Genomic DNA, 11997 nt, shown 5'->3' on the forward strand with positions numbered 1-11997 from the left:
CGGCGCGGTCAAAATTGCTGCACCGCGCTCACCACGTATCGATGCACGGCCGCTTCTTGCCCGTCCGCGCGGGCGGCTTCGGCACTGAGCGCAGGCCCGCCATGATCCAGCGCCGCGTCTCGGCGGGGTCGATGACGTTGTCGATCTCGAACACGGAGGCAATCGAAACTGCCTTGCCGTTGGCATAGAGCTCGGCGACCTTGTTGCGGTAGTAGGTCTCGCGCTCTGCGGGATCGGCGATCGCCTCCATCTCCTTGCGGAAGCCGAGACGGACATAGCCCTCCAGCCCCATGCCGCCAAACTCGCCGGTCGGCCAAGCCGCGGTGAAGAACGAGGCGTGGAAGCCGCCGCCGATCATCGACTGCGCGCCGAGCCCGTAGCCCTTGCGCAGCACGACGCCGAATAAAGGCACGGTGAGGCTGGCGCCGGTCACGAACATGCGCGAGACGTGGCGCACGATCGCGGTCTTCTCCGCTTCCGGGCCGACCATGAAGCCGGGTGTGTCGCAGAGCGAGACGATGGGCAGATCGAAAGCGTCGCAGAGCTGGAGGAAACGCGCGGCCTTGTCGCCGGCATCGGCATCGATCGCGCCGCCGAGATGGCGCGGATTGTTGGCAATCAGGCCGAACGGCTTGCCCTCGATGCGGATCAGCGCGGTGATCATGCCGACGCCGTAGTCGCGGCGCAGCTCCAGCACGGAGCCCTTGTCCGCGACGAGCTCGATCACGCGGCGGATGTCGTAGACGCGAAGACGGTTTTCGGGGATGGCGCGGCGGAGCAGGCGCTGGTCGGCGGCCTCCCAATTCGACACCGCGCCCTGGAAATAGGACAGGTATTTCTGCGCAACGCGCGTTGCCTCCTCTTCGTCTTCGACGAGGATGTCGATGACTCCGTTCGGCGCCTGGAACGAGACCGGCCCGACCTCGGCCGGATGATAGACGCCGAGCCCGCCGCCCTCGATCATTGCCGGGCCACCCATGCCGATCGAGGCGCTCTTGGTCGCGATGATGACGTCGCAGCAGCCGAGCATCGCAGCATTGCCGGCGAAGCAATAGCCGGAGACGACACCGACTACGGGCACGAGGCCGGACAACCTTGCGAACTGCACGAAGGACGGCCCGTCCAGGCCGGTCATGCCGAGCCGGTCGGTGTCGCCGGGCCGGCCCCCGCCGCCTTCGGCGTAGAACACCAGCGGCACGCGCCAATCCTCCGCCAGCGTCAGCATGCGGTCGATCTTCTTGTGGTTCATGTGGCCCTGCGTACCCGCGAGCACGGTGTAGTCAAAAGCCACGACGATGCAGCGCCCGCCTTGCGGGCCGAACTTCTCGGCGTTGACGGTGGCAATGCCCATGACGAGGCCGTCGGCCGGCGTGTTCTTGATGAGATCGTCGAGCTTGCGCCGGCGGCGCTGGGCCGCAATCGCGAGGCTGCCATACTCCATGAACGAGCCGGCGTCGACGAGCTGGGCAACGTTCTCGCGCGCGGTGCGCTGGTTGGTGTTGCGGCGGCGTTCGACCGCGGCGGGGCGGTTCTCGTCGAGCGTATTGGCCTGACGGGCGATCAGCTCCGCGAGGTCGGGACGGATGTGATCGAGATCGATGTCGGCTTCCGCCGCCGTGCTATCCGCCGCGACGTCGAGCGGTTCCAGAAAAAGAATCGGCTCGCCATGCATCAGCGTGACGCCGTCGGCGGCAGCGAGCTTCATGACCCGGCCACCCTGCTCGGCCATGACGAGGTGCTCCATCTTCATGGATTCGATCACGGCGAGCTGCTGGCCGGGGCGGACGATCTCGCCTTCCTTCACTTGGACGGTGACGATGGTTCCCTGCAAGGGGGCCGCGACCATCACCGCCCCTTCGGGCACGACTTGCGCGACGTTCGCCTCGGTGCCGTGAGCGCTGCTTCGCTCGCTCGCGGCAAAGTACAGCGGCTTTGCAGCACCGTCGGATGCGTCCACGAGCTTGCCGATATTGCGGTCGATGAAATCGGTCGCGATGCGGTTGATCCTGAAATCGGGATGCGCAAGCACGGCCTGAAGGAAGGCGATGTTGGTGACGACGCCGTCGATCCGGAACCCGCGCAAGGCGCGCGAGGCCTTCGCGACAACGTCGTGCCAGGCATCGACTGGCGTATGCACGATGACCTTCGCCAGCAGCGAGTCGAATGCCGCGCTGGTCTTATAGCCGGCATAGCCAAAGCTATCGACGCGAACGCCGGGCCCTGACGGCGGCTCGAACACGGCAAGCACGCCGCCGGTCGGGTGCGTCGCCCCCGTTTCGTCCAGCGTCTCCATGTTGACGCGAAGCTGCATGGCATAGCCGCGCGGCTTCGGAATATCCACTTGCGCAAAGCCGATCGAGGCGAGCGTCGCACCTGCGGTGACCGCGAGCTGAGCGCGGACGAGGTCGAGGCCGAGCACCTCTTCCGTCACGGTGTGCTCGACCTGGAGCCGCGGATTGGCCTCGATGAAGGCAAAGCTGTCGTCGGCGCTGCCATCGACCAGGAACTCGAACGTGCCGAGGTTGTCGTAAGAGGCCGCCGCGGCGAGGTGCTTTGCCGCCTCGATGATGCGGCCGCGCAAGCCATCGCTCAGCGAGGGACTCGGCGCGACCTCGATCAGCTTCTGGTGCCGGCGCTGGATGGTGCATTCGCGCTCCCAGAGGTGAGAGATCGCGCCAAAGCGGTCGCCGATGATCTGCACCTCGATATGGCGGGCCTGCCGGATCAGCCGCTCGGCATAGACACCGTCGAAGCCGAACGCCGCCTTGGCTTCGGACTGGCAGCGCGCATAGGCTTCCGCGAGATCGGTGGCATTGTCCACGACGCGCATGCCGCGACCGCCACCGCCGGCCATCGCCTTGATCACAATCGCGGCGCTGCTGCCGAGCGAGGCGAAGAAGGCTGTGATCTCCTCCAGTGAGGACGGCCCGCTGGTGCCCGCGATGATCGGCACACCGCAGCGCTTCGCCAATTGCCGTGCCGCAACCTTGTCGCCGAACAGCTCGAGCGCTGCCGGCTTCGGCCCGACGAAAGCGACGCCCGCGTCAGCGCAGGCTCTTGCGAATGCCGCGTTCTCGCTGAGAAAGCCGTAGCCGGGATGCACGGCATCGCAACCGGCCGCTTTCGCTGCCGTCACCACCGCATCGATGTCGAGATAGGCCCGCGCACCACGGCCGGCGATCTCGATCGCATCGTCGGCAACACGCACATGCAGCGACAGCGCATCGTCGGCGGGGTGGATCGCAACGGTCATGATGCCGGCCTCGGCCGCGGCGCGCGCGATGCGGATGGCGATCTCGCCGCGGTTGGCGATCAGGAGCTTCTTGAACGACATGCAACGGTCTCCTTGCCCGCGAGGCCCGGCGCGGGTCGGCAGGTTCGATGATCCTGCTTCTTCACTTTAACCGCAGCGGTCAAGAGCGAGAAGGACGGTCGCAATGACCGCTCCCGCAGGCCGGAATTTCGATCCAGTCGCATGCGCCGTGACGAGGCCAATAGTCCACGTCACGGCAGACGGATCGGCGACGATCAGGCCGCCCGCACGCCCGCAACGAAGACGCTGACCTCGTTCTCCAGCGATTGCAGCTTCTGCGTCAGCCGGCCGCTCGATTGCAGCACGAGACCGGCGGCCTGGCCTGTCGCCGCCGTGGCATCGGTGACGCCGGAGATATTTTGCGAGACCTGGTCGGTACCGGCGGCCGCCTCCTGCACGCTGTGGGCGATCGCCTGGGTCGCAGCGCCCTGCTCCTCGACCGCCGCTGCGATCGACGAGGAGATCTCGTTGACCTCCATGATGGTTTTGCGAATGCTCTCGATGTTGCCAACCACCTGGTTGGTCTCGGCCTGGATCGCGGTGATCTGCGCCCCGATCTCGTCGGTCGCCTTGGCGGTCTGGCTCGCCAGCGATTTCACTTCGCTCGCGACCACCGCAAAGCCCTTGCCGGCTTCGCCGGCGCGCGCTGCCTCGATGGTGGCGTTGAGCGCGAGCAGATTGGTCTGCGAGGCGATCTGATTGATGAGGTCGATGACCTCGCCGATCTTGTGCGCGGCGGCGGCCAGTCCCTGCACGGTGTCGTTGGTGCGCTGACCATCGGCGGCGGCCTTGTCGGCCACGCTGGCGGCCTGCGCGACGCGCTGGCTGATTTCGGCGATCGAGGACGACAGCTCGCCGGCGGCCGAGGCCACCGTCTGCACGTTGCTCGAGGCCTGCTGGCAGGCGGTGGCGACGAAGCTCGCGCGGTCGGTCGCCTTGTTCGCGGTCTCCGCCATGCCCTGCGCGGCCTGCTGCATCGCGCGCGCCTCGTTGAAGACATCGCGCACGACAGCCTGAACGCTTGCCTCGAACTTGCCGGCAAGATCGGCCATCGCCCTGCGCTTCTCGTCGTCGGCCTTCTGCTTCAACTCCTGCTGCTCGTCATGCATCCGGCTGACCGCCGACGCATTGTCCTTGAATATGGCGAGCGCCTTGGCGAGCCCGCCAACCTCGTCGCGGCGGTCGGTGTAGGGCACATCGAACGCGCTATCGCCGGCGGCGAGCCGCTCGGTCAGCCCGGTGATCCTGGCCAGCGGCCGGGTGACGCTTCGCCCAATCAGGAAGGAGGCGCCGAGGACCAGGACCAGCACGGCGAGGCATAAATAGCCGAACGTCATCGCATTCTGGCGGAAGACGGCGTCGACATCATCGAGATAGATGCCGGTACCGATGATCCAGCCCCAGGGCGCAAAGCCCTTCACATAGGAGATTTTCCCGACCGGCTGGTCGAACCCGGGCTTCGGCCAGAGATAGCCGTAGAAGCCCGCGCCCTGCTTGTTGACGACGTCTACGAAGCCCATGAACAGCGCGTTGCCCGCGGGATCCTTCATCCCGGAGAGGTCCTTGCCGTCGAGCTCGGGCTTGATCGGGTGCATGACCATCTTGGGGGCCATGTCATTGATCCAGAAATACTCGACCTTGTCATAGCGCAGGCTCTTGATTTCGGCCATTGCCCCGGCCTGGGCCTGCTCGCGCGAGAGTTTTCCTTCGCTCTCGAGCTTCTGGTAATGCGCCAGGATGCCGTAGCCGACATCCACCATGTGCTGCGTCTTGGCCTGACGGTCGGCGATCATCTGCGCGCGCAGGGTGGATAGCGCGAGCGGCACCAGCGCGACCATGCCGAGGAGGCTGATGCCGACAATCAGGACCAGCTTGAAACTGATGCGGGAGAAAATCATCGGTGCTCGCAGGAATTGGAAGGGCAGATATGTCAGTTTTATCCTGCGCTCCTTAGCAAAGCTTTAAGCATTGGCTTTCCCAAGTCTCCGCAAAATTGCGTGGGGACGAGTGCAGGTGCACCGCCCGGCTTCGCGGGCCTGCAAAGCTGGCTTGCATCCGAGATTGAAGCTTCTCAAATCTAGAAGACTTCGATATCGCCCCTGCGAACGTTGACTTGCAGAGGGCTCTGGCAGAAGCATCGGCGCAGATGATCAACGCCAGCCGTGGCGTGAGCACAGCCGAAGGCCGGAGCCTCAATGCATCAATCGACATATACCGGGTCTCTCAACCTTCCCGCGCTGAGCGCGGCGGAGCGGCTCTTCATCTGGGGATTTCGGGCGAAAGCACGCAGCGGAAGCGCCGTCCCGACGGCCGCCGAGATCAAGCAGGTGTACGACCATTTTCGCGTCGGCGATGCCGTGCCCTCGCTGGAATCCATCATCGAGATCTTTGCGTGCACGGCGCATACGGCGATCGAAGTGCACTGCCCCACCTGCCCGCGCATGTCCGATAGTGAGCACGGAGTCCTGCGGGCGATTGCCGCGGCCCAGCAGGAGCGCATCGGCGTCGCGCGCGAGCAGTTCGAGTGCTGGCTGCTGCCGGAGGGAGCCGATTGGGCGCTGGCGCCGGTGCGCGGGCTTGCAACGATCTTCCGCGTGGCAGGTCTCATCCTGCCCGACCGGCACGTCCGCTCACTCGCACATGATCGGACGATGGCCGTGAAAAGTTGGTTTGTGGGCAGTCCCACGCTGCACTGACGTTGTGCTGACATTTTGACGGCTTCTAGTCGCATCCGGCGCGGCCTTGCGCTATCAACGTCGCCATGGAGAGGCGGAGCTCGACGCCTTCCATAAAACCTCCAGACGATCCCGGCGCGACCACCGCTGGGATCGTCGTTTCTCGCATATCCACCTAGCCACCCTTCTTACCCAGCACGAGGTCGATTGTGTGGGCGGCGATCTTGCGCAATTGCGGCTCGTCGCCGAATGCACGTTCGAGCACGGCGAGACCGCGCGTCACCGCAACGATGTGCAGGGCTGCGGCGGCGGGGTTGCCGCTGAACTCGCCACGTTCGGCGCCCGCTGACAACGTATCCTGGACCAGAGCAGTGATGCGCGAGACGAGGCTTGCAAAAGCCTGCCGTGCCTCTTCATCCAGCCCTTCGCCTTTGGCCGCGCCGAGCTCCATCAAGCCACGCGTGGTCGGACATCCCCGCGGGGGAGAGCCGGAGCGGAAGTTGCTGATGGTCAAGTCGAAGAACGCGGTGAGGCGTTTGCGCAATGAGCCCGCGCCGAGCGCCTTTTGCAGGACGAGGAGATAATCGCCTGCGTAGCGTTCATAGGCTTGCAAGAACAGCGCCTCCTTGCTGCCGAACGCATTGTAGAGGCTGCCGCGCTGGACGCCGGCATCACGCGCGATGTCCGACAGCGACGTGCCGCGCACACCCTTGCGCCAGAACTGCTCGAACGCGATGCGCAGGACGTCGTCGTGGTCGAACTCGCGCGGTCTCAATGGCGATCCTCTTTAACTGCCGGTCCTGACTTGGCCGATGGTATTTGACAAGGTGTCAAGAACGTGATTTCTTGACAACTACGTCAAAAACAAATTGATCGCCAGCATCGTCTATGCGCCGGCCCGCTAGCAGGCGGTCGCGCCGAAAACCAAAAGGGCAATCCCGATGCCTCTGCTCCACATCTCGATGCGCGCCGGCAAGCCGGAAGCCTATCGGCAGGCGATCCTCGACGGTCTCTACGGCGCCATGCGCGAGACGCTGAACGTGCCCGAGGGCGACCAATTCATGACTATCAGCGAGCTCGCGCCCGCGAATTTCCGCTGCGGCAACGCCTACGGCGTCCAGCGCAGCGATGACGCCGTGCTGATCCAGATCACGGTGTTCGCCTCGCGCACCGCAGAGCAGAAGATGGCGCTGTATCGCCGGATCGCGGACCTGCTCGGCGAAAGCCCGGGCATCCGGCCCGCGGACGTGTTCGTGAACGTGCTCGATGCGCCCAAGGAGAACTGGTCCGTCGGAAACGGCATCGCGCAATTCGCCTGATTGGTACGAGTTGCAGCTTCAGCCTGCAACGCACGCCTCCATGATTCCATCCAGCTCCGCCTTCGAGAGCACCCCGAGCTCGGCGATGAAAACGATGCGTGCTCGCGGCACGCCTGGTGCCGGCGCTTCACCCGGCACCAGCGTGGCGCGGCCGGAGGCGAATTGAAACACCATCAGGCGGCCGGGCTGCTCGATAGTCTCGAACAGACCTTTGGCGCGCGCCAGCTTTGGCGCAAGGCGGCTGATGGCCTGCTGCAAACGCGGCAGCGAGATGGGCTGCTCCGAGGTCCAGCTCAGCGTCTCGAAGCGCTCCTCGGCGGGACGTTTCGGCCCGGGCTCGCGCAGCGCGGGCGCGCGGTCGACATTCGCAGGAAACAGCAGCGCGGCAGGAATCTCGCCATGGTTCGCATCGACGACCGCGGCAGGGACGCGCTGTGCCCGGATGGCCTCGCGCATGCGCAGCCCTGCGCTGGCATCCGCCAGATCCAGCTTGGTCAACGCCACGATATCAGCAACGCGCAATTGCGACCGCTGGAGCGCATCCTCCAGGGAGGCCGTCGGTGCCGTCGCATCCATCACGCAGAGCACTGTCTCTAGCGGCGCCTCGCGCAGGATCACCGGATCCATCAGATTGCGCACGATGTCGACGGGATCCGCGACGCCGCTGGTCTCGATGACGATATATTCGGGCTTAGGATCACGCCGCAGCAACGTCGACAGCGTGCGCAAGAGATCTCCTTCGAGCGAGCAGCAGATGCAGCCGTTGGCGAGGCTAACCACGCCGTCGCTCGCACCGGCGATCAACTCGGCATCGATGTTGATCGCGCCGAAATCGTTGACCACGGCGGCAATACGTCGCCCGTCCGCATGCGCCAGCAGATGGTTCACGACCGTGGTCTTGCCCGCCCCCAGAAAGCCCGTCACCAGGAGGATGGGGACCGGCATGAATCAGCTCCCGATGACGGGCCGGCGCACGGGGCGGCCGGGCCGCGCCGCCACGTCCAGCACGCCGTCACTAATCAGCGGCTCGCCGCTGACGATCAGATGCCGCACGCCTTCAGAGGGACGGTTCATCGCCGTGAATGTCGCGCGGTCCGAGAGCTTCTCGTAGTCGAACACGACGATGTCGGCATCCGCGCCCCTGTCGAGCCGGCCCTTGGCGCGCATCGCCGGCGTGCTCTGCGACAATATCTCCGCGGGGATCAGCGCGCATTTGCGCACGCCTTCGAGCAGCGACACCGTCTTGCGCTCACGCACCCATTCGCGGATGAATTTCGTGAAGCAGCCGGCCGAGCGTGGATGCGAGGTGGCATCATCCGGCAGCGGCCAGGCATCGCCGGTGTAGGTCGAGCCGTCAGGCAGCGTCCACGGCATCGCGTCGGAAGCGATCGCGCCGCCGGGATACAGCACCGACAGGTCGAGCAGGTCGCGGTGATGCGCATTGTTCTCGGTGTCGAGAATGTGCCAGAGCACCAGCGAGGACGGCTCTTCGGTTTGCGCCTTGAGCAGCTCCTCGCGGTCGCGAAAGCGATGGCCGTCAGTCACCCGCTGCACCGAATCATAGCCGGTGCCGTTGCGCTCGACGAACTCGGGATCGCTGAAGAAGGCGGCGGCGAGCACGGTCGAGCCCGTGCCGTAAGGATAGGCCTCGACCGTGATCGGCAGGCCCTGCGCCTGCGCCTTCTCGACCAGCACGCGGCAGCGCTCGATGTCGGTCTTGCTCGATGAATTGAAATGGCAGATGTGCATGTGCGCGCCGGTGGCGCCGGCATAGCCGATCAGGCGGATATAGGCTTCCGCCGCGCTCTCAGGGTCGATGCGCGACATGAAGGCGACGTGGGTGAAGGTCGGCACGTCCTTGGCGGCCGCGAGCTGGCAGACCGCGGTCAACTCCTGCACCCCGGCGCCGGGCGCGTAGGCGTTCAAAATGCCGATGCCGATGCCGCCCTCGTTGAGGCCGCGCGAAAGGCGATCGAGGATGCCGGCGACCTCCGCATCGGTCGCGACGTTCTCGATCCAGCGGCGGTCGCGCATGGCATTGCCGAAAGCCTCCAGCGAACTCTCCGCATTAGAGCCCGTCATCGCGCCGATGCGCGCAAATGCCCAGTTGGCGGCGGCGCCGTAATTCAGCACGCGCCCCTTCCTGGCCTGGCGTTCATACCAGGATGCGACCGGCAGCACGCCGGCCTCGAGATCGAGCGTCGTCGTCACGCCGTCGAAGGCCTGCATGCGGTCGGCCGGGACCGACTGGCCATGCGCGTGCAGATCGATGAAGCCGGGCGCGACCACGAGGCCGGTCGCGTCGATCACCCGCTCGGCGCTGCCGAGCGAGGCGCCGACCGCGGCGATCTTGCCGTCCACCACCGCAACGTCGCCGATGGCGTCCATTCCGCTGGCGGGATCCACTACCCGACCGCCAGAGATCACCAAGCCGCTCATGTCGAAACTCCTCCGCGCTGATATCGCATCAAGGCAGATTCCGCGGGCAACGACCACCTCCACCGAGGCCGACGCATCATGCTTCCCCGGAAGGTCGTTTGGCAGCAGATCACGGAGGCGCGCTTGCAGCCCCGCGGCATGTTGTGCCCGAGCTGTGCTCTCCTCTTAACACCCTCTCGAAAGAAAGGGCGCCGGGAAGACCGGGCGCCGGCTGGCACCCATAGGACCCCTGCGCTGAACGAATGCACACGCAATGCACAGGGGAGACACAGGGCAGCCGAAACCAGGCCTTCCCTGCGCGATGGTTTGACGGCCTATGCCGCGCTCTCCCGGGAGCCGAATTCGTTCTGGCCTCCCTCGCCCTCGCAGAAGTCACGGACACCGCGCCGGTTGACGCCAATGCCGCATCCGCAAGAGCTTGACCGTAGCAACGACGGCCAGGACCACACGGTTTCGCCGCACGCGAGCCATCCGGCTCCGCCAAAAGGCCTCGCCGGACATGGGCGCCGTCCGCCTTCGCGGGACGTGCCATGCTCACGAGGTTCATCTCGCCCTGCACGCAACAAGCCCGCCTTTAACGCCGCCCGCGTCCACCGCAACTCCAGCCCGCGTTCGTGACGACGTACGACCGCCCCTTTGGAGGGCTGGAATGGGCGACACATACGACAAATCCGAATTTCGGTAAAGTGGAATATTTTTGCAAGGAAGGCTTGACGCCAATTTAGCTGTTTTGCCCGACGTCGGTGGGTCCCATCCGAGCCGCCGCCGATACCGCGCGACGGCGCGGCAATTTTTACGACCGGGGCTAGGTTGCTATGCCGCAAGGGTGTCGGAGGGTCATCATTGAAACGACGCCAGCCGGTTCCAGAACTTCACCGGACGCTCGCACGTCCTGCGGCAGCGGACGCGGACGCCATGATCATGCAACCAATCGCGAAGCGGCTCCGCCGTCTTCTCGCCTCCATTGTCATTCAGGGAGCTAGCCGGGGCGGCGTTACGGTGGGCAAAGTTCCCAAAGGTTCCTGTGATCATCCGACGTCTCCTGCAACGCGACTCCCGTCATGCCGTTTCCCGCCGCGCTCTGCTCGGCGGATTTGTGTCGGCAGGGAGTGCCCTCGCGCTCGGCGGATGCGCCGGCTTGGGTGCGACCGGCGCGCGCTTCGACGCCTCGTCCCTCTCGATCGACCCCACATTGCTTGTCACCACCACGCGCAAGCCCGTGAGCGGCGGTCGCACCAAACCCTGGTTCGGGCCGGAGCGCGCGACCAGCATGACGGTCGCGCGGGCGAAGCTGGTGGCGCCGGACGAAAGCCGTCTTTCTCTCGCCTCTGTTGGACTTGGCGATTGGCGCCTGGATCGGGTCGAGCCGGTGTCGGCCGACGTTGCCGATCTCGTTGCGCAGGCTGGCGGAGGAGACGTGCTGATCTATGTGCACGGCTTCAAGCAGACATTCGAGACGGCGGTGCTGGACGGTGCCCATCTCTCCGATGGGATCAAGTTCCGCGGCCGGACCATGGTGTTCTCCTGGCCCTCCAAGGCGGGATTGTTCGACTATGCCTATGACCGCGACAGCGCGATGTGGTCTCGCGACGATTTCGAACGCGTGCTCTCTGCGCTGGTGTCGGCCCCAAGCGCCGGTCGCGTGCACATCGTTGCGCACAGCATGGGAACCATGCTGACGCTCGAAAGCCTGCGTCAGCTCTATGCCCGCTACGGCGACACCGTTGCGAGCAAGATCGGCTCGGTCGTGTTTGCCGCGCCCGATATCGACATGGACGTATTCTCGTCGGCGATCCAGCGCATCGGCCCGCTCGCCGGCAAGATCACCGTGATTGCCGCGACGAACGATCGCGCATTGGCGCTGTCGGGACAAATCGCAGGTGGAATGACGAGGGTCGGCGCCGCCGAGAAGGCTGCGATCTCGCGGCTCGGTGTGCGGGTGATCGATGCGTCCCAGGAAGGCTGGGGCATCGTCAACCACGATCTGTTTCTGTCGAATGCGGAAGTGCAGCGGGTGATCCGCCGCTCGATCGACGGCACGACGGCGTAAGGGAGCGCGGTGCCAAGCCACGCCAAGAGCTTGCTCAAGCGCTCGTTGCGGCTTCGAGCAGTAAAACGGCCAATTTTGGAGTGCCCAGCTCGCAGGCAAATGGCGCTCCCTAGGGGAATCGAACCCCTGTTTCAGCCTTGAGAGGGCCGCGTCCTAACCGCTAGACGAAGGGAGCGTGAGGGTTAGCCAATAACCTCGAAA

At 65.3% G+C, this 11997-nt stretch carries 8 protein-coding genes and 1 tRNA gene; 3 read left to right on the forward strand and 6 right to left on the reverse strand.

The window, feature by feature from the left end:
- Window positions 1–28: 28 nt before the first annotated feature.
- Together IVB01_RS33315 and IVB01_RS33320 are read right to left on the reverse strand one after the other, a co-directional pair.
- A complete protein-coding gene (locus IVB01_RS33315) occupies window positions 29–3334 on the reverse strand; it encodes a carboxyl transferase domain-containing protein (RefSeq protein WP_247495201.1) in 3306 nt (1101 codons plus the stop codon).
- Between the two features lie 194 nt (window positions 3335–3528).
- The gene (locus IVB01_RS33320) at window positions 3529–5211 is read right to left on the reverse strand and encodes a cache domain-containing protein (protein ID WP_247277451.1); all 1683 of its coding nucleotides are present in this window, start codon (window positions 5209–5211) and stop codon (window positions 3529–3531) included.
- 297 nt (window positions 5212–5508) lie between these two features.
- On the opposite strand from IVB01_RS33320, the gene IVB01_RS33325 reads away from it, so the two are divergent.
- Window positions 5509–6009 (forward strand): hypothetical protein, encoded by a 501-nt coding sequence (locus IVB01_RS33325; protein WP_247277452.1) that lies wholly within the window; start codon window positions 5509–5511, stop codon window positions 6007–6009.
- A 154-nt stretch (window positions 6010–6163) separates the two neighbouring features.
- On the opposite strand, the gene IVB01_RS33330 is transcribed toward IVB01_RS33325, so the two are convergent.
- Window positions 6164–6763, reverse strand: coding sequence for a TetR/AcrR family transcriptional regulator (locus IVB01_RS33330; protein ID WP_247277453.1), 600 nt, complete (start codon window positions 6761–6763; stop codon window positions 6164–6166).
- 166 nt (window positions 6764–6929) lie between these two features.
- Here IVB01_RS33330 and IVB01_RS33335 point away from each other — a divergent pair, with 166 nt between their 5' ends.
- Window positions 6930–7307 (forward strand): tautomerase family protein, encoded by a 378-nt coding sequence (locus tag IVB01_RS33335; RefSeq protein ID WP_247277454.1) that lies wholly within the window; start codon window positions 6930–6932, stop codon window positions 7305–7307.
- 18 nt (window positions 7308–7325) lie between these two features.
- Here IVB01_RS33335 and IVB01_RS33340 read toward each other — a convergent pair whose 3' ends face one another.
- Together IVB01_RS33340 and IVB01_RS33345 are read right to left on the reverse strand one after the other, a co-directional pair.
- Window positions 7326–8252: a GTP-binding protein gene (locus IVB01_RS33340; RefSeq protein ID WP_247277455.1), complete on the reverse strand. Its 927-nt coding sequence runs from the start codon at window positions 8250–8252 to the stop codon at window positions 7326–7328.
- Window positions 8253–8255: 3 nt separating this feature from the next.
- Window positions 8256–9746, reverse strand: a complete 1491-nt coding sequence (locus tag IVB01_RS33345; RefSeq protein WP_247277456.1) for an amidohydrolase family protein — start codon at window positions 9744–9746, stop codon at window positions 8256–8258.
- A gap of 1024 nt (window positions 9747–10770) precedes the next feature.
- On the opposite strand from IVB01_RS33345, the gene IVB01_RS33350 reads away from it, so the two are divergent.
- The gene (locus IVB01_RS33350; RefSeq protein WP_247277457.1) at window positions 10771–11796 is read left to right on the forward strand and encodes an alpha/beta fold hydrolase; all 1026 of its coding nucleotides are present in this window, start codon (window positions 10771–10773) and stop codon (window positions 11794–11796) included.
- Between the two features lie 100 nt (window positions 11797–11896).
- Here the strand turns inward: IVB01_RS33350 and IVB01_RS33355 are convergent.
- Window positions 11897–11971: transfer RNA gene (locus tag IVB01_RS33355), tRNA-Glu, on the reverse strand.
- Window positions 11972–11997: the final 26 nt, after the last annotated feature.

The sequence above is a fragment of the Bradyrhizobium sp. 164 genome (assembly GCF_023073715.1).
GTDB lineage: Bacteria > Pseudomonadota > Alphaproteobacteria > Rhizobiales > Xanthobacteraceae > Bradyrhizobium.

Excerpts from the sequence above, each read along its gene's own strand:
- IVB01_RS33315 (WP_247495201.1), bottom strand. The coding sequence starts at position 3,334 with ATGTCGTTCAAGAAGCTCCTGATCGCCAACCGCGGCGAGATCGCCATC.
- IVB01_RS33320 (WP_247277451.1), bottom strand. The coding sequence starts at position 5,211 with ATGATTTTCTCCCGCATCAGTTTCAAGCTGGTCCTGATTGTCGGCATC.
- IVB01_RS33325 (WP_247277452.1), top strand. The coding sequence starts at position 5,509 with ATGCATCAATCGACATATACCGGGTCTCTCAACCTTCCCGCGCTGAGC.
- IVB01_RS33335 (WP_247277454.1), top strand. The coding sequence starts at position 6,930 with ATGCCTCTGCTCCACATCTCGATGCGCGCCGGCAAGCCGGAAGCCTAT.
- IVB01_RS33340 (WP_247277455.1), bottom strand. The coding sequence starts at position 8,252 with ATGCCGGTCCCCATCCTCCTGGTGACGGGCTTTCTGGGGGCGGGCAAG.
- IVB01_RS33345 (WP_247277456.1), bottom strand. The coding sequence starts at position 9,746 with ATGAGCGGCTTGGTGATCTCTGGCGGTCGGGTAGTGGATCCCGCCAGC.